This is a genomic window from Candidatus Chryseobacterium colombiense, assembly GCA_029203185.1.
In the GTDB taxonomy this organism is placed as follows: domain Bacteria; phylum Bacteroidota; class Bacteroidia; order Flavobacteriales; family Weeksellaceae; genus Chryseobacterium; species Chryseobacterium colombiense.
On record CP119310.1, the window covers coordinates 3,951,593 to 3,969,952 of the forward strand.

Genomic DNA, 18,360 nt, shown 5'->3' on the forward strand with positions numbered 1-18,360 from the left:
ACTCTAAAGTAACTATTATGGCAAACATTATCGAAAACGGAATAGAAAGACCCGCAACCTGTACCGAAGAATTATTCGCAATGCGTGATAGTCTGGATGTTCTGGGCGGAAAATGGAAATTGATGATTTTACGATATTTAACAAACCGAACCGACCAGCAGATTCATTTTAAAAAACTGGAAAGAGGAATTGAAGGAATTTCGGCTAAAATGCTGAGCAAAGAACTGAAAGAGTTGGAAATGAATTTGTTAATTACCAGAACCATTCAGGATACAAAACCAATAACGGTAACATACGCGGTGACGGAATATGGAAAATCTGTTTTTCCTGTCACGGAAACTTTAGTCAACTGGGGATTGATTCATCGGGAAAAGATTAAGGATTCGATGAGTTCTTAACCTTTAAAGTGAATATTATTTCAGCAAAACCGCTACAATCGCTAAAATTGCCGGCAAAGCCTGAACAAAAAAGATTTTCTTTGTTGCGGAAACGGCACCGTAAATTCCGGCTACTATAACGCATCCTAAGAAAAATAAAGCGACATTCGTTTGCCATTTCGGATCTTCAATCAGGAAAGACCAGATTAATCCGGCTGCTAAAAAACCATTGTATAAACCTTGGTTAGCTGCTAAACCTTTTGTGGGCTTAAACATTTCCGCTGGTAAAGCTTTTTTAAAGACTTCTTTTCCTTTGGTTTCCCATGCAAACATTTCCATCCATAAAATATAAAGATGTTCAATGGCTACTACTGCGATTAGGATTTTGGCTACTATTTCCATGATTTACTGTTTTGTCTTTGTAAAACTAAAAAAATAAAGTTAAGTTTGATTATACAATTTCAATAATGGAGACTTTTAAACAACATTTAGATAAATTCATTACCATTGATGACGAAGAGTTTGCTTCGGTGTTTTCATTCTTTCAGGAATTGGAAGTGAAGAAAAAGCAAGATCTGATGTTGAATAGTGAAGTTTGCAGATCTATGTATTTTGTTGCTAAAGGCTGCCTCCGAAAATTTTTCGTCAATGAAAAAGGGATAGAACAGACTACCGAATTCGCTATTGAAAATTGGTGGATCACCGATACTTTTGCCTATGAAAGACAGGTAAAATCAGAATTTTGTATTCAGGCGGTTGAACGCTCTACAGTCTTAATGATAGATCTTCAGACACAGGAAAAATTACTCAAGAAACATCCCATTATGGAACGTTATTTCAGAATGGTATATCAACGGGCTTATGCAGCTTCGGAAAGAAGAATCCGTTATTTATATGAAATGTCCAGAGAAGAATTGTATGTGCATTTCAGTACACAATATCCTTGGTTTATTCAAAGAATTCCTCAATATTTGATTGCTTCGTTTTTAGGTTTTACACCGGAATATTTAAGCGAAATAAGAGCAAAATTACGTTCTTAAACCAGTTTAAGATTTTTACAGACTGCAAATAGGAACTTTGTCTCAGAAATTTAAAACAAAATATTATGAGGGCAAGATTCGACATGGCAACAACTGATAAAGCTGCCTACAAAGCAATGTTTGGACTGGAAGGCTATCTTCAGACTATCTCTTTAAACTCCATTCAGAAAGAATTAATTAAAATCAGAGCTTCACAGATTAACGGGTGTGCTTTCTGTTTGGATATGCATACAAAAGATGCTATGAAATATGGGGAAACTCCTCAGAGAATCTATCTTTTGAATGCATGGAGAGAAGCATTGGAATTATATACGGAAGAAGAACAGGTGCTTTTGGCAATGACTGAAGAGATCACGTTGATCAGTCAAAAAGGATTAACTGACGAAACGTATGACAAAGCAAAACAGCTTTTTGATGAAAGTCAAATCGCTCAAATCATCATGGCAATTATTACGATCAATGCATGGAACAGAATTGCGATAAGTACGCATATGCCGATTGCGAAATAACGGGCATTATTTATAAAAAACGCTTCTCAATTTTGAGAAGCGTTTTTTTCTGAATTGTAACTAAACCTCTTTCAAAGCAGTATTAATAGAATCCAACTCTTCCTGAGATAAATCTAAAGACATTGCTTTTGCATTTTCAATCGCTTGTTGGGCATTTCTTGCTCCTGCTAAAACTACTGTAATGGCCGGCTGTAAAGTTGCCCATCTCAAAACCAACTGAGAAATCGTTGCTCCTTTTTCCTGGGCAATCGGTTCGATCTTGTCTAAGAAACTTTTCACTTTTGGTAAGTCAAATTGTGAAAAATAACCGTTTCTGTGATCGTTTTCTTTTAGCTGGGTTTCTTTGAAATATTTTCCTGTCAAAAGACCTCTTTCCATCGGACTGTATACAATAATTCCTGAATTATTTTCTAAAGAGTAAGGAACCAGATCATTTTCAATAGCTCGGTTCAGCATACTGTAAGAAACCTGATTGCTGGCTAATTTCAGCGTTTTATCAGCTTCTTCCATTTGCTCAACGGAGTAGTTACTCACTCCTGCAGCTCTTATTTTTCCTTGTTGAATTAATAGCTCTAAAGTTTCCATGGTTTCGCTGATCGGTGTTGTAGAATCCGGCCAGTGCAACTGTAAAAGATCGATGTAGTCTGTTCCCAGTCTTTTTAAACTTTCTTCAACTTCTTTGATAATGTTTTCTTTGGATGCGAATTTATAAACAGGAATTTTTTCGCCGTCTTTTTCCGCATCAAAGAAAAAATCTCCTTTACTATTATTACTTCCGTCCCAGACCAATCCGAATTTTGTCAATAACTGAATTTTCGAACGGTCTTTTCCTTTGATCGCTTCCCCAATCATTTCTTCGCTCAGCCCAAAACCGTAAAAAGGAGCGGTATCAATTGAAGTAACTCCATGATCTAGAGAAGCGTGGATTGAATGTATGGAATCTTGTTTCTCATTTCCTCCCCACATATTTCCACCGATGGCAAAAGCTCCGTGAGTAATCACTGAAAGTTCCAGATCAGTGTTTCCTAATTTTCTATATTCCATTTTCTTATTTAAATTTTGATTGCAAAGTTTTTAGCTTTGAAATGATTGAAAATATTCTCAGTTTTGTCATTCTGACGAAGGAAGAATCTAGGCTGTTTTACTAGAGATTCTTCACTTCGCTTTGCTTCGTTCAGAATGACAGAAGAAGTCATTATAATAAGTGACAATTTCAAACGATTAACTAAAAACTTTAATGAGTTTATTTTTTTAGTTCTTTTAAAATGGCTTCGCCAACACTTTTTGCAGACTGCGGATTCTGTCCTGTAATCACGCGTTGATCTGTTACTACATGGTTCTGCCAAAGTCCTGATTTCTCAAATTTTGCTCCTCTTTCTTTTAATTGATCTTCCAGAAGAAACGGCACCACATTCGTTAATTTTACTTCGGATTCTTCTTCATTGGTAAAAGCATTGATTTTTTTACCATCTACTAAATATTTACCGTTATTCAGTTTGATATTGACCAAACCTGCAGGACCATGACAAACTCCGGCTACAATTCCTCCGTTTTCATAAATTTTTGAAGCAATGGCAGCGAGTTCTGTGTTGTCAGCAAAATCCCACATTGCACCATGTCCTCCCGCATAAAAGATGGTAGAGTAGTCATTTGGATTTACTTGAGAGGGCGTCAGAGAATGATCGATCTTGTTTTTGTATTCTTTATTTTCCCAGAATTCTTTGTTTACCGGATCTTTCAAATCGAATCCGTCAACAGGAGGAGTTCCGCCTTTCGGACTTACAAAATCTATTTCGTATCCCGCTTTGTGAAGAACTTCCCACGGATGAGAAACTTCACCAAGATAATATCCCGTCTCCTGACCTGTATCTCCTTTTTTGTCGTGACTGGTAACGACAAATAAAATTTTCTTTTTCATATTTTTAGATTTTTTGGTTTGTGCCTGAATGAATCCTATCGTGAAAATTGAAAAGATAAGTAATGCTAATTTTTTCATAAATGTTTTAAGTTAACCATTAAGTTTCTTTTAAGAAGTTTAGAATATTAAGATTTAGTTCTGCTTTAAAAAAGGGATCGTAAAATTTACTGATGCTTAATGGATCTTAACTTCTAAATTTCCTTAATGGTTTAAGTTTTATTTTAATGATTATATAATTTCAGTTAAATAAATCTGTGGTTTTTCCTGCAATTTTTCATCAATCAAAGCTCCGAAAGCCTGAATATAAGACTGCTGATTGTGTTGTGCCAATCCTTCTTCACTTTTCCAGATTTCATAAAAAATAAACTGGTTTTTATCTTCAATTCCCTGATGAAGCGTATACAATTCATTAGCTTCCTCTTTCACGGTTTCTTTCACCATATTCTGAAGAACTTCCAATACTTCGTTTCTGTGTTCTTCTTTTGCTTTAATGATTGCTGTAAGATAGATTTTCATAATTAAATAAAATTTTCAATTGAATGATGTTGAGGTTTCCAGTTCAGCTCTGTTCTTGCTTTATCGGCATTGCATAAACTATTGGATGCAAACCCAAAATATCCTCCTGCAGGACCAAACGTATTGACCGCTTCCTGAACGGTTACTGATTGTGCGGGCTGTAAATTGAATCGTTCACTTATTTTTTCTGCCAGATTTTTGATGGTTGAGGAACCGTTTTCAGCATAGTATATAGATCCGGCTTTTGCTTTTTCCAGTGCAAGTACATACAAATCAGCAAGATCTTCAATATGAATGTTGGACCAAATATTTTCTCCTTTTCCAAAATAGACTCCAAATCCTTTTTCCTTGGAAAAATTAATCAGAGCAGGAAGCTGTATACTGTTTTTCTTAATTCCTAAGCCTTCTCCATATACCATCGTAGGAACAATAACGATGCTTCTTATGTTTTTTTTAGCAGCCTGAAGGATATGTTGATTAATAAGGACTCTGGAAGCCATTTCCAGTCTCGGCTGTAAAGGAATGTCTTCTGTAAAAATAAAATTGCTTTTTTCTCCATTTTCTTTTCCTCCGAAAATTGCCGATCCTGAAGTGAAAATAAATGTTTTTCCGCTTCCTTCAAGGGCATTTACAATACTGTCTGCAACATAGGCATCATCTGCAGAATCTGCATTATGAATAACAGCATCTGCATTGGAAATAGCATTCCGGAGAACAGTTTCATCATGAATATTACCTACGATCGTCTCAATTCCTGCAGCTTCCAGCTCTTTAGCTTGCACATTGTTTCGGATCAATCCAATTACCTGATAGTTTTTATCCAGTAATTTTTTGGCTACAGTTCCACCGATATATCCGGTAATCCCTGTAATAAGTATCTTCTTCATAAGATTAAAGATTAAACCAATTGGGTTGTAAACTCTTTTTCGAAAACTGCGGTAAGGTGTTCTCTGTAAAGCTTCATATCACGTTCGATGTTTGCATTTTTTTCCACATCATGGAAGTGGAAGCTTTCCATTTTTTCTAATGAAACAAAAGCGTTCATTCTATGGAATCCAAATAATGGTCCATTATCCACACTTGTTTCGTTAAAGAATTCTCCGGGAAGTGTAAAAGCCGTTTCAGGAGCATTCCAGCTTGTGGTCAGCATGTATTTTCTTCCCTTCAGCATTCCGCCTGTTCCGTAATTGATTTTCGGATTGTCGGCAGTTCTTCCGTCGCTCATGTAAATTCCTTTAGCGTGACCAGCTGTGAAGACTTCATCAATATATTTTTTCAAACCGTTTGGCAACTGAAACCACCAGATTGGAGTGTGATAAATAATATAATCCGCCCACACGAATTTCTCTACCTCTTCATTTTTATCGTAATTTGCACTTACGTTAGTAATTTTCACTTCTACATTTCCAAAGTTTTTGAGCACTTCCAATGTGTTTTCTGCGATTGTCTGATTATATTTTCCTCCAGAATGTCCGAAGTTCTGTCCACCGTTGATGATTAATACTTTTTTCATTGTTTTATGATTGTTTAAATTTTATGATGCAAAGTTAGGATGGACTGTTCTATAATAAAAATAATATAAATTATAGTTAATTATTATAAAAATGATAGTTTGTTAATGGTAATAATTTCGATTATTTCTGCTAATGCAAAATTTCTAATTGATAGATTCGATCATATTGAATATTATTAATCTGATTATTTATTAATTTTGTATCAGAATATTAATAAATAAAGTCATGGTCAATTTGGAATGGTACCGAACTTTTAAAGCGATTTATAAAACCGGAACTTTGACGGGCGCTGCAGATTCTCTGTTTATTTCGCAACCCGGAGTGAGTTTACATTTAAGCTCTCTGGAAGCGTATGTAGGATATAAGTTATTCGACAGAACCGGACGGAAAATGATTCCTACAGAAAGAGGAAAAGTTTTATTCAATGCGATTTCTGAACCTTTAACAAAGTTGGAAGATGTTGAGAAAAACTTTCAGAAATCTACTGAAAAGCATACTCCGACCATTAGTGTAGGCATGTGTTTTGAGACTTTTCAGACGACTTTGGAGCAATATGTTTCTACATTGCCTTTTAATTTAATCATCAGTTTTGGCGAATATCCTGAAATGTTGGAGCAGTTGGATAAGGGGATTTTAGACCTGATTATTACCCCGAAGAGAGGAACGTCTCCTAATATTGTGCATGAAGCATTTTCTTCCGAACAGATTATTTTGGTAGGTGGAAAAAATATAGACACAGAAAGCTTTAATGAAGTAGTGAGAACTAAAGGTCCGGAGTATATTGAAGAATGGCTGAAACAGGAGAAATGGTACGGAACAACCGGTGATATGGAACATCTTTTCCAGTTCTGGATCCTGAATTTTGGACATAAGCCGAATTTCCGGCCGAATTATATTGTTCCAAATTTGAACTCCATCATTAGATGTTTGAAAGGTGGGACTGGATTAGCTGTTGTCCCTAATTTTTTATGTAAAAATGAACTTGAGAACGAGGAGATAAAATTAATTTGGGAAGGCGAAAAAAAACTGGAAAATACGCTGTACTTCGGATGCAGAAAGAAAACCAATTATCAGGATGAAATTGACCATATTAAAGGCTTATTCAGAAAAATGATGAGTAAGGATGAAGCTCTGGCTGTTTAAAATTTATTTTGACGTGGTAAATAGTATTAAAGTAAAATTGGTAGGCGAAAGTTTTGAATTTTTATCGCAAATTTGTTTGATTCTAATTGTAAAAATAAACCAGGAATTATGGCACAAAAAATATACACAGGGCAACCTGTAATTATGTTAAATAATGGAGTGGATATTCCGGCTTTAGGCTTTGGAGTATGGCAGATGGAAGATTTGAAGGAATGTGAAAATGCTGTGATCAAAGCTATTGAAGTGGGATATCGAATGATCGATACGGCTTCGATTTATCTAAATGAGACAGCAGTTGGAAACGCAATTAAAAACAGCGGAATAAACAGAGAGGATTTGTTTGTAACTTCCAAGCTTTGGGTTCAGGATATTGCTTATGATAAGGCAAAAGGTGCTTTTCAGAGAACTTTGGACAGGTTGCAGCTGGAGTATTTGGATCTGTACCTTATTCACTGGCCGTATGGGGATTTTATAGGAGCATGGAAAGCGATGGAAGAGCTGTATCATGAAGGGAAAATAAAGGCGATCGGAGTTTGTAATTTTCCTGTTGAAAAAATAGAGGAATTAAAAGCCAATTCTACGGTTCTTCCGGTAATTAATCAGATTGAGCTGCATCCTCTTTTCCAGCAGAAAGAACTTCAGATGTACAACAGAGAAAATAATATCGTTACACAGCCCTGGAGTCCGCTTGGAAACGGAAATGCAGGATTGCTGGATAATTCTGAACTAAAGGCTATTGCTGAGAAATATGGGAAAACAGTTGCCCAGGTAATTTTGAGATGGCATCTGCAGGAAGGTTTTTGCGTGATCCCAAAATCTGTAACGCCTTCCAGAATTGAGGAAAATTTCAACGTTTTTGATTTTGAACTGACGGAAGATGAAATGAATATAGTCCGTTCTTTAGATACAGGAAAAAGACTGTTCTTTGATCCGAAAGATCCAGCCTGGGAAAAGAAAATGCTGAATGCTTTCGCGGATATTTAATTTAAAAACAGAGATTTATCATACAAGAAGCAATTTTTTATTGCTTCTTTTTTTATTACCTTTATTTAAGTTATAAGTAAACAAATGCTATGTTTTGGCCGGGAAAAATCAGTGAAAAACTTAATATACAATATCCTGTTATTCAGGCTCCGATGTTTGGAGTCAGTACACCGGAAATGGCGGCAGCTGCAAATAGAGCATCCTGTTTAGGTTCTCTGGCTATTGCGGATCTTTCCGGTGATAGCTCTGTTCAATTCATCAGAGAAACTAAAACATTGACTGATCAGCCTTTTGCTGTAAACATTTTTGTGCATAAGATTCCTGAGATTACCGATGCCTTGAAAGATCAATATGGGAAAACCAAGAAATTTCTTGAGGATTTTGCCGGGAAAAATGAAATTGAAGTACATCTTCCTGATCTGAGTGAAATAAAAATCAATACGTATCATGAGCAAATAGATGCTGCTATTGAAGAACAATGTAAGATTGTAAGTTTTACTTTCGGAAATATTGACGAGAAGAGTATCCAGAAATTAAAAGAAAACGGAGTGGTTTTAATAGGAACGTGTACTTCTGTAGAAGAGGCTGTAGAATTGGAAAAGTCAGGAATTGATCTAATTTGTGTCCAGGGAATAGAAGCAGGAGGTCACAGAGGAAGCTTTGAGGTGGAGAATATTCCGCAGATCGGAGGTTTTTCTTTGCTATCGCAGGTATACGATTCAGTGAGTGTCCCTTTGATCTATGCAGGGGGAATTTACAATGCGAGAACGATAATGGCAGCAGAAAACCTGGGAGCAGAAGGTTTTCAGGTAGGAAGTATTTTACTGGCTTCTCAGGAAAGTGCTTTACTGGATTTTGAAAAAGAAAGATTGGAAAAGGTTCGTGAGGAAGATGTTGTCTTGACGAAAAGCTTTTCGGGACGTTTTGCAAGAGGAATTAAAAATACATTTATCGAAACACTTGAAGACTCTGACTATATTTTGCCGTATCCTTATCAGAATAAACTGACGGGAGTTTTACGAAAAGCAGCTAGAAATAAGAAAAATACTGATTTTGTGAATCTTTGGTTGGGACAATCCATTCATCAGTACAGCAAAAGTTCAACAGAAGAAATACTGAAAAACCTTATTCTCAGTTGTGAATAATGATAAAAAAATCCTTTCATCGAAAATGAAAGGATTTTTTTATTATTTCGTCAAATCAAGTCCTCCGAAGTTACCCGAACTCATCATCAGGTAAACTCCCTGAGTTTTGTCGAGGGTTTCCCAATAAGCGTGAAGTTCTTCAGCATTGGTGAAAACTTTCAGATTTTCGTTTTTAAACTTTTCTTTAATTAATTCCGGGGAAATAGGTTCCATTCTTTTAATCTTTAAAGCATCTTCAGAATAGAATACGACTGCGTTATCCAAGCCATCCATGGCGTGATCATATTGCTCTAAAAATGCAGGATTCAGGCTTGAATACGTATGAAGCTCAAGGAAACCGTATTTTTTCTCATTTTTAAATTGTTCACAGAAAGCTTTTACAGCTGCTTTTACTTTACTTGGAGCATGAGCAAAATCTTTATAAAGTGTTCCTTTATCTTCTCTTTCTACCTTCTCCAGACGTTTTGAAGCTCCTTTGAAGCTCATAATGGCTTCATAAAAATCTTCATCCATAATGCCTAAAGTCTGGCAGATATGTCTTGCTCCTTCAAGGTTCAGTAAATTATGCGCTCCAAAAACAGAAAGAGGAACATCTCCCATTTCAGTTTTCAGGTAAACTTTTCCATTGCTGATCTCATATTCGGGAGTTCTGTAAGGGATTTTTCTGAAATAATTTTCAGCATTTTCCACCACTTTTACCACTTCGGGATCTTCTTCGTTATACACCAAAATTCCTCCGGGAGTAATGCTTGCCACGAATTTTCTGAACTGCTCAATATAATCATCAAATGTTTTGAAAACATTAATGTGATCCCATGCAATTCCACTCAGTAAAGCAATATTCGGTTGATATAATAAGAATTTCGAACGCAGATCAATAGGAGAGGAAAGATATTCATCACCTTCCAATACCATAAAATCGTTGTCCTGAGTAAGTTTCACCATACAATCGAAACCTTCCAGCTGAGCTCCTACCATGAAATCCACGTCTTTCTGGTGAAAGTTTAAAACATGGAGGATCATTGAAGTGATGGTAGTTTTTCCATGTGAACCCGCAATAACGACTCTGGTTTTATTTTTTGACTGTTCGTAAAGAAATTCAGGATATGAATAAATTTTTAAGCCCAGTTCTTTTGCTTTTGCCAATTCAGGATTGTCCTGATGCGCATGCATTCCAAGAATTACAGCATCAATATCGGAAGTGATTTTTTCAGGAAACCAGCCCATTTCTGCGGGTAAAATTCCTTTTTTCTCCAGTCTTGATTTTGAAGGTTCGAAAATGGCATCATCCGAACCTGTTACCTGGTATCCTTTATCTTTTAATGCAATGGCAAGATTGTGCATCGCGCTTCCTCCGATTGCTATGAAGTGGGTTTTCAATTGTATTTACTGTTTTTTTACATTATTATTAATGATTTCCTGAAAAGCAGCAGTGATGTTTGCCCAGTTCGTTTTGAAATTGGGCATGATGGAGCTTGCATCTGTTTTACTGCCTTCATTGGCTCCTTTCTTGATGTTAATAGAAGTGGCTATCCCATCATAAATTTTTTTATGATCTTCCTGTATTCTTCTGAAATTATTTTGAGAAAGGGTATTATCCAGTTTTTTTAAATCTTCATTGGTAAGGGCAAAGTTCTGACTGTACTTTTTTCCCTGTCCTTCAAATGAGTAATGTACATTATTTCCTTTAATCAGAAGATTTTCATAAACGGGAGCGATACCTCCGCTTTTTGAATAACTGATATCAAAGTCTGAATATACTTTCTGACTGTTGCAGGAAACCATAATTATCATGGTAAATATGATGGCTATTATTCTGCTCATATTAACTTGTTTTAATTATTTTAATTAGTAGAATTTTTTTGTTCCAGTTTTTTGGCTTTAAGCTCCTGATCATAAGTATGCAGCACATTAAAATCTTCTGTCTGTTCAATAGCAGTCATGATCTTCACTAAAATCTCCTGTGCATTTTCGTTATCATAATCTATATCCAGTGGTGCTTTAAATTCCATGGTAGGTTTTACACCCGTTACTTTTACTCTTAGTCCTTTTTTATCAAAAGCACGTCTGAATCCGTTTATTTTGATTGGAATTACAATAGGACGCTGGTTTTTGATCAATTTAGCCGTACCTTTTCTTCCCTGTGCAAATGCAGAAGTAGTACCTTGAGGAAAAGTTGCTACCCATCCGTTGTCAAGAGCTTTCATGATATTGTCAATTTCACTCATATCTACTAATCTGTTGACATTTTTACCTTCTGCTCTCCATGTTCTCTTTACGGTAACCGCACCTGCGATTTTAAAGATTTTAGGAAGAATTCCTTTATTCATGGTTTCTTCGGCAGCTACATAGTAGAAATCGATTTTAGGATTAAGCAGGTAGATAGGATTTTTAATAGTATTTAAATATCCGTTGTTTACCGCACAGAAAGCGTGGTACATTGCTGCTACATCAGCAAAATAAGTTTGGTGATTGGACACAAACAATACATTTGAATCTGGAAGATCAACAAGGTGTTCAGTACCTGTTATTTTTAATTTATTAAAACCGTTGAACCTTCTATAGGAAACAAATCCCAGAATAAATATGATTAACCTTTTTAAAAAATAAGGTGTACCGAATGCATCGGTGAAAATGTTTTTCTTCGCCATTTTTCAATTAAACACGGTATTGCAAAGTTACATTTTTTTCAGCAACTGGCTGAATTCACTTAAGATCATTGCTGTTGCGCCCCAGATGATATATCCGTTGAAATTAATGACCGGCACTTCATGTCCTCCTGCACTGGGTAAAGCCATAATTTCCGGCTGATCCGGCAGGTTCAAAAAAGAAACAATCGGAAATTCGATAACTTCTACAGCTTCAGTTTGCTGTAAAATAAAATCCGGGTCTTTCTTGGTGTATGAAATATATGGATATACATAAAAATTACTTGGTGGAATATAAATAGGAGACATTTCCCGGATGATTCTTAGATAATTTTTTTCAATTCCTATTTCCTCCGATGTTTCTCTTACCGCGGTTTCAGAAAAATCCTGATCCATTTCTTCACGCTTTCCTCCAGGTAAAGAAATTTGTCCGCTATGTCTGTCGTGTTCGTTAATCGTTCTTTGAATAAGTGGAAAATACCATTCGTTGTTTTTTAAATACAAAACGATATTAACTGCCGCAAACTTGGGGTTTTTGGATAAAACTTCTTCATACGTGAAAACAGGGCGGTAGGGCGGAGAGAAAACTCCATGCGCATGCTCTCCCGGTAAGGTTACACTCTTTATTTTTCGTAATAAATCTTTTCCAAAGCTCATACTTCAAATTTAGGAATATATCTTGAAGAAAAGAAGAGGCTTAACATTAATTAACCTCAATGATGTGTTTTGTATTGGTGTTTTTATTTCTTAATTAAAATTTTTGGATTGTGATTTACCGGGAAATTGACCGAATTGGCAATGAAACAGAATTCGTTAGCTTTTGTATGAAGTTCTTCAGCTTTTTCAATTTGGGTTTCATCTGTAATGGTGACGGTCGGGTTTAAAACAACTTCTGTAAAGTGACCGCTTCCTGTTGCTGTTTCTTCCATACTTCCTGTAGCATGGTCAATATAATCGGTAACGATAATACCCGCTTCGGAACAGAAATGAAGATACCAAAGCATATGACATGAAGATAAGGAAGACAACAGCATTTCCTCAGGATTGTATTTGGTTTTATCTCCACGAAATGCAGGATCTGAAGAGCCTTCAATTACAGGCTTGTTTTCTGCAGAAATGGTATGACTCCTTTCGTAATCACGATAATTGCTGGTCCCAAAGCCTTTATTTCCTGTCCATTCGATGGTGGTTTTGTAATGGTGGCGTTTCATTTTTTTATTTTGATAAAATTATTAATAAAAAAACCTCCAGAAAAACTGGAGGTTTTGAATTTTGTATTAATTAGAATATCCGATCAATTCTTCTTTTTTCGAATTGTAAATTCTGTATTCTAAATATTTAAAAGAATCTCTTGGGATGATGGTTACTTTCTTTTTATATTTTAAAAACCATTTCATCTGAATGCTCATGATGCCTTTCGTAAGATAAGCTTCCACAAAAGGATGTACGTGAAGGAATATTTTTCCTTTTTCCTTTTGCATGATGGATTTCAGAGCTTCACCCATTCTTTCTACAATCACGATCGGAGCAATGATTTCTCCGTCTTTGTTAGGGTTTTCTTCTTTGGTTTCGATCTGTTTTTCCGGACGGTTTCTTTGTCGGGTAATTTGTATCAGACCGAATTTACTTGGGGGAAGAATTTTGTGACGTGCTTTGTCACGCTTCATTTCCTCCTTAAGATGTTCGTACAGATCTTTTCTGTGCTCAGGATTGGTCATGTCGATGAAGTCGATCACGATGATTCCGCCCATATCGCGCAGACGAAGCTGTCTTGCGATTTCTGTGGCAGCCATTTTGTTTACATTCAGGGCATGTTCCTTATTGACAGCGGCTCCTGTTGTAATGTTGTTTCCTGAGTTTACATCGACTACGTGTAATGCTTCGGTATGTTCTATAACGAGATAAGCTCCTTTAGAACTTGGAATATTAACATGTTTTCCGAAACTCTGTTTCAGTTGTTTTTCAACATTGTAATATTCGAGAAGAGGAATGTGAGAATCGTGAAACTGGACAATGTTTTTTCTTTCAGGAGCGATTACTTCAAGGTAATTCTTCATTTCGCTTACCATCTGTTCATCATCACAAATGATGCTTACGAAATCCTGATTGAAATTGTCTCTTAATATCGCTGAAGCTTTATCATCTTCGCTTAAAACTCTTGACGGAACTTTATTTTTCTGAATATTTTTGAAAGTGCTTTCCCATTTCTGAATCAGCTGATTCATATCATTGTGTAGGTCTGCTACTTTTTTTCCCTCGGCTACTGTTCTTATGATAACACCGAAGCCTTCGGGTTTTATACTTTCAATAAGCGTTCTTAATCTTTCTTTTTCCTCAGAACTTTTTACTTTTTTGGAAATAGAAACTTTGTTATCGAAAGGAATGAGTACCAAAAAACGACCTGTCAGGGAAATCTGAGTAGAAATTCTGGGTCCTTTTGTTGAGATGGGCTCTTTGGTAATCTGAAGCAGAACAACATCATCTTTGGCGATTACTTTGTCTACCGTTCCGTTTTTGTCAATTTCGGGTTGTATCTCGAAATTTTTTAAGCTTGAAGAGTTTTGTTTTTTAGAAATACTGTCTCTTAAAAACTTTCTGTAGGTAAGGTATTGTGGTCCTAAATCTTGATAGTGCAGAAAAGCGTCTTTTTCGTATCCGATATTTACGAATGCTGCATTAAGATTTGGAGCCAGCTTTTTTACTTTTCCTATAAATAAATCTCCAACTATAAAATCACTTTTGTCCTCTTGCTCATGAAGTTCACATAGTCTTCCGTCTTCCAGCAGTGCAATCTTTGTAAGATCATCTTCATGCGAAACTATTAGTTCTTTCTTCATTTTGTTAAGATAAAATTGTTAAGATGTACTAAGGATATGTGTTTTTGTTATCAAATTAAAATAATATTTTAAATATATGAATTTGTTGTCAATATTATTCTATTTTGAAAAATAAATTAAGTCATATATAAAATCCTCAGAAATCTTATAGGGTTCAAAACAAAATATAGTCGGTGAATATTAAAATATTAAAAACACCAACTATATTATTATATTGTGAATCTCAAGAAAAAGAGATTATTTTTTCTTATGTCTGTTTGCTCTTCTTCTTTTCTTTCTTTTGTGAGTTGCAACCTTGTGTCTTTTTCTTTTCTTTCCGCTTGGCATAATTTTAATTTTTTAGTAACTAGTTAATATTCCGTTAAATTTTATTTTACTGCAACTTTGGTTTTTACTTTCTCAACAAAAGATTTTGAAGGTTTGAAAGCAGGAATGTTATGAGCCGGGATTTCAATTGCAGTATTTTTAGAAATGTTTCTACCCGTTTTAGCAGCTCTTGTTTTAATAATGAAAGAACCAAAACCTCTTAGATAAACATTATCCCCATTGTACATAGAAGTTCTAATCTCCTGCATAAAAGCTTCTACAACTTTCTGTGTTTCATTCTTTTCTGTTCCCAATTTATTTGAGATGGTGTTTACCAATTCTGCCTTTGTCATTTCCTTTTTAAATTTTAAATTTTAGGTGTGCAAATTTAGTTAAAAAAATTGAATACTAGCAAATTAGTGGTAAAATATTTTTAGATAATTGATTGAACGGGTATGTTTATTTTATGTTACTAATATATTAAGATATCTTTATGTACTCGAATTGTAGTACCCGTTTTCCACACAAAACCTGATCAGATGAAGCTTCGTTTTTAGTCCCAGCTTTTCCGTAAGACGGTTGATATAGGTATCAATCGTTCTGGTACTGAGATTGAGTTTTTCGCCAATTTCCTTATTGCTGAATCCCTCGTAGCAGAACTTCATAAGCTGAATTTCTGTGGGAGAAAGTTCTTCCTGACTTTTCTTTTGCCGGTTCATATATTCCTGTACCATAAGAGGCTGTTTTTGCCATTCCTGATAATAAGATTCATAATCAAAATTATTATCGGCAATTTTTCCTTTCACAATATTTTTGATGATATTGCTGTTTTTCTGGCAGTAATATATATTGGGAATCTTTGAAAGGATTTCGGCAATATCTTCCTGATACGTTCCGGAATACGTAATAATAGGAGTTTCATTATTTGTTCTCCGGATAAATTTTATGGCTTCAATTCCGCTGAGTACGGGCATGAACAGCTCTATAATGAAAACGTCTTCCTGCCGCCTATACGTTCTGTTGATAAGCTCATGACCATTGTTACAATCATTGATAAGCATGTTGAAAGGCGTTTCCAAAAGCGTCTTGATCATTATTTTTTTAAAATAAAAATCACTGTCTGCTATTGAGAAGCGAACTCTTTTATTTAAGATTTGGTTCATTTTAATATTTTAATATCGATTTGGTGTAGATATTTAAAATTTAAGTGGGTCTAATTTATAAAATTCTAATGAAACGGAAAATTAATATTCTCTAATGAGTGATTATGGGAATAAATTTTGTGTATTTTTATTTTTTTTAATAATTTCACCGTCCAAACAAATCACAAAATATGTCTTCGAATAGGGAGAAAAAATTAAACCAATCAGACGTCAGGATAGGCATTTGGAAATTTGTTCTATCTTTTCTTGTCTTATCAGGCATTTCCTTTATGTCTGTCTTCTTCTTTTTTAAAAGTTATAATCAGCAGCAGGAAGGAATTAGCGAAGAAGTTGATGCCTACCGTAAATTGCTTGAACGAAGCGACGCATTAAAAGCCAATGTAGACGATATCTATTATAAAATGGACCAGCTTGATATTAACAAGGTGGACAACGATATATTTCTTAGGAATTCTATATTAGAAAACGTAAGAGATGCCAGAAATATCATGGGAAAGGACAGTGCAGACAATTTTAAGCATTATGCCATTCTTATGAAACAAATCGGAAGTATGATTGATCTGAAAAATCAGATTATCATGGTAGAGCATCAGAAAGAGATGGCCCGCAGAGATATTGAAGAATGTCTGGGAAAAGTAGGAAGAGCAAACAATGAGCTGAGAATAGACCCTACCAGAAAGTTTACAGGAAGTAGAAGGCGAAGATAAAATAAGAGCTATGCAAGGACATATTACATTATCTAAAACAGAAAAACAGTATCAGTTCCTTTATCTCATACTGATGCTTTTGGCAGCACTTATATTTTTAGGGGTTATCTTTTTAAAAGATTTTCAATCTCCTTTTTCAGATGAAGATGTTATTTCGCTTCAAAATCTTGATGAAAAGGCAAAATTTGACCAGAAGCAGAAATACAGCTTCAAAATAATGGACAGTACTTACAGCCAGATTAACCGTCTTACGAACGAAAGACCGCAGGCTTTTGTAGAAAACAGTATCATATACGGAATCAATGATCTTACCAATTATTATGAAAGTGGTGATACCAAAATTCTGGATATAAGAAAAGATGCCTATCCGCAAATCGCTCTTTTTTATAAAATGTATTTTGATGATAAAAAAACGATTGCCACGGTAACTGAAGATATTGAGAAATTCAAAAAACAGTTTGAAGACTGTTCTATCGGGTTTAAAGAAAAGAAAAGCCAGCTGTTTCAGCGAAACAATGAACTAAAAGCGAGGACGCAGTAGAAATTCGCTAACCACACCACCACACAAAACCAAAAACACATCACAATATTAGAATATGAATTACTTTGAAAAGAACAAGAAGAATATTATCATTGGGGTTATTGCGACCTTACTTATAGCCGCTTTGGTTGCTCTATGGCTGCAGAAAAAAGTGATCCATTCCAATGATGATATAGTAGGACTGGTATATCCGTCTACACTAATGGTAGGAGATACTCTTCTATTTGAAGATAAAACTCAGTTTGCTAAAACCAAAAGATGGAGTTTTGGCGACGGGGCTACTTCAGATAAAAATAGCGGGATCCACTTTTACAACAAACCGGGCTATTATCAGGTCACTTTGATTATTGATAATAAATACTCAAAATCATTCCCTGTAATGGTGCGCTCCAGGGAAGTTGCCAAACCCAAAGACACTGCAAAAATCAGTACAACGATTGATGCCCAGTCTCAGGCAATGGTGTTTGAGAACGTACAGTTTCGTGCAATTTCTGATGCGAAACAATTTACATGGAAATTCGGAGAAACAGGCAACATAGATTCCAAAGAAAAATTTGCGACCTATTCCTATAAAAAACCGGGAGATTATGTAGTGACCTTATTTACGGATGAGAATATAGAACCGATCCTTCATCATATCAAAATTCTACCTGGTTATGATGCTTTGCAGGAAGATGTAACGGTTGAAGATATGTATGCCAAAATGGATAATGACTTTAAGTACCATCTGCAACAGATCGCTAACGGAAACAGCTTTAATATGCATTATAACTACTTATTAAAAAAATATCTTTGTAATAACGAAAATACAGTAGTGAAAGTGAATGACAGCAAGGTGAATAATTTTTATATGTACTGTGCAGGTCTTCAGTTTGATAAAAATAATGTAATACAGACTGTAAAGGTAAATTTTGATGATGCACAATCTTGTGTAACCAAAGTTGATATTACCCAAAGTAAATAAATAATCGTTCATTTCTACGAACAACACACACCAATCATAAAAGAAAAT

General features: G+C 35.2%; 24 protein-coding genes. 9 read left to right on the top strand and 15 right to left on the bottom strand.

From position 1 onward, the window contains the following. Positions 1-17: 17 nt before the first annotated feature. Entirely contained in the window at positions 18-398 is a 381-nt protein-coding gene (locus P0Y62_18025; protein WEK69699.1) for a helix-turn-helix domain-containing protein, read from the top strand. A 15-nt stretch (positions 399-413) separates the two neighbouring features. On the opposite strand, the gene P0Y62_18030 is transcribed toward P0Y62_18025, so the two are convergent. After that, positions 414-779: a DUF1304 domain-containing protein gene (locus P0Y62_18030; GenBank protein WEK69700.1), complete on the bottom strand. Its 366-nt coding sequence runs from the start codon at positions 777-779 to the stop codon at positions 414-416. Positions 780-844: 65 nt separating this feature from the next. Here P0Y62_18030 and P0Y62_18035 point away from each other — a divergent pair, with 65 nt between their 5' ends. Then, positions 845-1,417 (top strand): Crp/Fnr family transcriptional regulator, encoded by a 573-nt coding sequence (locus tag P0Y62_18035; protein WEK69701.1) that lies wholly within the window; start codon positions 845-847, stop codon positions 1,415-1,417. A gap of 65 nt (positions 1,418-1,482) precedes the next feature. Further along, positions 1,483-1,926, top strand: a complete 444-nt coding sequence (locus P0Y62_18040) for a carboxymuconolactone decarboxylase family protein (protein WEK69702.1) — start codon at positions 1,483-1,485, stop codon at positions 1,924-1,926. Positions 1,927-1,986: 60 nt separating this feature from the next. On the opposite strand, the gene P0Y62_18045 is transcribed toward P0Y62_18040, so the two are convergent. The 6 genes from P0Y62_18045 to P0Y62_18070 all read right to left on the bottom strand — a co-directional run bounded on the left by P0Y62_18045 (position 1,987) and on the right by P0Y62_18070 (position 5,873). Further along, the gene (locus tag P0Y62_18045) at positions 1,987-2,970 is read right to left on the bottom strand and encodes an aldo/keto reductase (protein WEK69703.1); all 984 of its coding nucleotides are present in this window, start codon (positions 2,968-2,970) and stop codon (positions 1,987-1,989) included. Between the two features lie 8 nt (positions 2,971-2,978). Further along, on the bottom strand, positions 2,979-3,137 hold the full coding sequence (locus P0Y62_18050) for a hypothetical protein (protein ID WEK69704.1): 159 nt from the start codon (positions 3,135-3,137) through the stop codon (positions 2,979-2,981). Between the two features lie 32 nt (positions 3,138-3,169). Further along, on the bottom strand, positions 3,170-3,922 hold the full coding sequence (locus P0Y62_18055) for a type 1 glutamine amidotransferase domain-containing protein (GenBank protein ID WEK69705.1): 753 nt from the start codon (positions 3,920-3,922) through the stop codon (positions 3,170-3,172). A gap of 150 nt (positions 3,923-4,072) precedes the next feature. Further along, positions 4,073-4,360: a putative quinol monooxygenase gene (locus P0Y62_18060; protein WEK69706.1), complete on the bottom strand. Its 288-nt coding sequence runs from the start codon at positions 4,358-4,360 to the stop codon at positions 4,073-4,075. A gap of 2 nt (positions 4,361-4,362) precedes the next feature. Beyond that, positions 4,363-5,247 carry an NAD-dependent epimerase/dehydratase family protein gene (locus tag P0Y62_18065; GenBank protein ID WEK69707.1) on the bottom strand — a complete coding sequence of 295 codons (885 nt, stop codon included), beginning with the start codon at positions 5,245-5,247 and terminating at the stop codon, positions 4,363-4,365. A gap of 11 nt (positions 5,248-5,258) precedes the next feature. Beyond that, entirely contained in the window at positions 5,259-5,873 is a 615-nt protein-coding gene (locus tag P0Y62_18070) for an NAD(P)H-dependent oxidoreductase (GenBank protein ID WEK69708.1), read from the bottom strand. A gap of 226 nt (positions 5,874-6,099) precedes the next feature. Here P0Y62_18070 and P0Y62_18075 point away from each other — a divergent pair, with 226 nt between their 5' ends. From P0Y62_18075 to P0Y62_18085, 3 genes are all read left to right on the top strand, one after another. Beyond that, entirely contained in the window at positions 6,100-7,017 is a 918-nt protein-coding gene (locus P0Y62_18075; GenBank protein WEK69709.1) for a LysR family transcriptional regulator, read from the top strand. 108 nt (positions 7,018-7,125) lie between these two features. Next, positions 7,126-8,001 (top strand): aldo/keto reductase, encoded by an 876-nt coding sequence (locus tag P0Y62_18080; protein WEK69710.1) that lies wholly within the window; start codon positions 7,126-7,128, stop codon positions 7,999-8,001. A gap of 89 nt (positions 8,002-8,090) precedes the next feature. Then, positions 8,091-9,146, top strand: coding sequence for a nitronate monooxygenase (locus tag P0Y62_18085; GenBank protein ID WEK69711.1), 1,056 nt, complete (start codon positions 8,091-8,093; stop codon positions 9,144-9,146). A gap of 42 nt (positions 9,147-9,188) precedes the next feature. Here the strand turns inward: P0Y62_18085 and P0Y62_18090 are convergent, their stop codons facing one another. The 8 genes from P0Y62_18090 to P0Y62_18125 form a co-directional block, all read right to left on the bottom strand. Beyond that, entirely contained in the window at positions 9,189-10,526 is a 1,338-nt protein-coding gene (locus P0Y62_18090) for a Mur ligase family protein (GenBank protein ID WEK69712.1), read from the bottom strand. A 6-nt stretch (positions 10,527-10,532) separates the two neighbouring features. Then, the gene (locus P0Y62_18095; protein WEK69713.1) at positions 10,533-10,970 is read right to left on the bottom strand and encodes a hypothetical protein; all 438 of its coding nucleotides are present in this window, start codon (positions 10,968-10,970) and stop codon (positions 10,533-10,535) included. 20 nt (positions 10,971-10,990) lie between these two features. Next, entirely contained in the window at positions 10,991-11,797 is an 807-nt protein-coding gene (locus tag P0Y62_18100; protein ID WEK69714.1) for a lysophospholipid acyltransferase family protein, read from the bottom strand. Positions 11,798-11,824: 27 nt separating this feature from the next. Continuing rightward, positions 11,825-12,451, bottom strand: coding sequence for a CoA pyrophosphatase (locus P0Y62_18105; GenBank protein ID WEK69715.1), 627 nt, complete (start codon positions 12,449-12,451; stop codon positions 11,825-11,827). Between the two features lie 83 nt (positions 12,452-12,534). After that, positions 12,535-13,005 (bottom strand): OsmC family protein, encoded by a 471-nt coding sequence (locus P0Y62_18110; GenBank protein ID WEK69716.1) that lies wholly within the window; start codon positions 13,003-13,005, stop codon positions 12,535-12,537. A 66-nt stretch (positions 13,006-13,071) separates the two neighbouring features. Next, the gene (locus P0Y62_18115; protein WEK69717.1) at positions 13,072-14,631 is read right to left on the bottom strand and encodes a ribonuclease E/G; all 1,560 of its coding nucleotides are present in this window, start codon (positions 14,629-14,631) and stop codon (positions 13,072-13,074) included. A 368-nt stretch (positions 14,632-14,999) separates the two neighbouring features. Further along, the gene (locus P0Y62_18120; protein ID WEK69718.1) at positions 15,000-15,290 is read right to left on the bottom strand and encodes an integration host factor subunit beta; all 291 of its coding nucleotides are present in this window, start codon (positions 15,288-15,290) and stop codon (positions 15,000-15,002) included. Positions 15,291-15,428: 138 nt separating this feature from the next. Continuing rightward, positions 15,429-16,100 (bottom strand): response regulator transcription factor, encoded by a 672-nt coding sequence (locus tag P0Y62_18125; GenBank protein WEK69719.1) that lies wholly within the window; start codon positions 16,098-16,100, stop codon positions 15,429-15,431. Between the two features lie 170 nt (positions 16,101-16,270). On the opposite strand from P0Y62_18125, the gene tssO (P0Y62_18130) reads away from it, so the two are divergent. From tssO (P0Y62_18130) to P0Y62_18140, 3 genes are read left to right on the top strand one after another with little or no spacing between them, the layout of a single operon-like run. Further along, entirely contained in the window at positions 16,271-16,807 is a 537-nt protein-coding gene (gene tssO, locus P0Y62_18130) for a type VI secretion system TssO (protein ID WEK69720.1), read from the top strand. Positions 16,808-16,817: 10 nt separating this feature from the next. Then, positions 16,818-17,348, top strand: coding sequence for a type VI secretion system TssO (gene tssO / locus P0Y62_18135; GenBank protein WEK69721.1), 531 nt, complete (start codon positions 16,818-16,820; stop codon positions 17,346-17,348). Positions 17,349-17,403: 55 nt separating this feature from the next. Then, entirely contained in the window at positions 17,404-18,312 is a 909-nt protein-coding gene (locus P0Y62_18140; protein WEK69722.1) for a PKD domain-containing protein, read from the top strand. Positions 18,313-18,360 lie beyond the last annotated feature (48 nt).

What these genes read in the sequence shown, in the direction of transcription:
- P0Y62_18025 (WEK69699.1), top strand. Translation starts at nt 18, where the DNA reads ATGGCAAACATTATCGAAAACGGAATAGAAAGACCCGCAACCTGTACC.
- P0Y62_18030 (WEK69700.1), bottom strand. Translation starts at nt 779, where the DNA reads ATGGAAATAGTAGCCAAAATCCTAATCGCAGTAGTAGCCATTGAACAT.
- P0Y62_18035 (WEK69701.1), top strand. Translation starts at nt 845, where the DNA reads ATGGAGACTTTTAAACAACATTTAGATAAATTCATTACCATTGATGAC.
- P0Y62_18040 (WEK69702.1), top strand. Translation starts at nt 1,483, where the DNA reads ATGAGGGCAAGATTCGACATGGCAACAACTGATAAAGCTGCCTACAAA.
- P0Y62_18045 (WEK69703.1), bottom strand. Translation starts at nt 2,970, where the DNA reads ATGGAATATAGAAAATTAGGAAACACTGATCTGGAACTTTCAGTGATT.
- P0Y62_18055 (WEK69705.1), bottom strand. Translation starts at nt 3,922, where the DNA reads ATGAAAAAATTAGCATTACTTATCTTTTCAATTTTCACGATAGGATTC.
- P0Y62_18060 (WEK69706.1), bottom strand. Translation starts at nt 4,360, where the DNA reads ATGAAAATCTATCTTACAGCAATCATTAAAGCAAAAGAAGAACACAGA.
- P0Y62_18065 (WEK69707.1), bottom strand. Translation starts at nt 5,247, where the DNA reads ATGAAGAAGATACTTATTACAGGGATTACCGGATATATCGGTGGAACT.
- P0Y62_18070 (WEK69708.1), bottom strand. Translation starts at nt 5,873, where the DNA reads ATGAAAAAAGTATTAATCATCAACGGTGGACAGAACTTCGGACATTCT.
- P0Y62_18075 (WEK69709.1), top strand. Translation starts at nt 6,100, where the DNA reads ATGGTCAATTTGGAATGGTACCGAACTTTTAAAGCGATTTATAAAACC.
- P0Y62_18080 (WEK69710.1), top strand. Translation starts at nt 7,126, where the DNA reads ATGGCACAAAAAATATACACAGGGCAACCTGTAATTATGTTAAATAAT.
- P0Y62_18085 (WEK69711.1), top strand. Translation starts at nt 8,091, where the DNA reads ATGTTTTGGCCGGGAAAAATCAGTGAAAAACTTAATATACAATATCCT.
- P0Y62_18095 (WEK69713.1), bottom strand. Translation starts at nt 10,970, where the DNA reads ATGAGCAGAATAATAGCCATCATATTTACCATGATAATTATGGTTTCC.
- P0Y62_18100 (WEK69714.1), bottom strand. Translation starts at nt 11,797, where the DNA reads ATGGCGAAGAAAAACATTTTCACCGATGCATTCGGTACACCTTATTTT.
- P0Y62_18105 (WEK69715.1), bottom strand. Translation starts at nt 12,451, where the DNA reads ATGAGCTTTGGAAAAGATTTATTACGAAAAATAAAGAGTGTAACCTTA.
- P0Y62_18110 (WEK69716.1), bottom strand. Translation starts at nt 13,005, where the DNA reads ATGAAACGCCACCATTACAAAACCACCATCGAATGGACAGGAAATAAA.
- P0Y62_18115 (WEK69717.1), bottom strand. Translation starts at nt 14,631, where the DNA reads ATGAAGAAAGAACTAATAGTTTCGCATGAAGATGATCTTACAAAGATT.
- P0Y62_18120 (WEK69718.1), bottom strand. Translation starts at nt 15,290, where the DNA reads ATGACAAAGGCAGAATTGGTAAACACCATCTCAAATAAATTGGGAACA.
- P0Y62_18125 (WEK69719.1), bottom strand. Translation starts at nt 16,100, where the DNA reads ATGAACCAAATCTTAAATAAAAGAGTTCGCTTCTCAATAGCAGACAGT.
- tssO (WEK69720.1), top strand. Translation starts at nt 16,271, where the DNA reads ATGTCTTCGAATAGGGAGAAAAAATTAAACCAATCAGACGTCAGGATA.
- tssO (WEK69721.1), top strand. Translation starts at nt 16,818, where the DNA reads ATGCAAGGACATATTACATTATCTAAAACAGAAAAACAGTATCAGTTC.
- P0Y62_18140 (WEK69722.1), top strand. Translation starts at nt 17,404, where the DNA reads ATGAATTACTTTGAAAAGAACAAGAAGAATATTATCATTGGGGTTATT.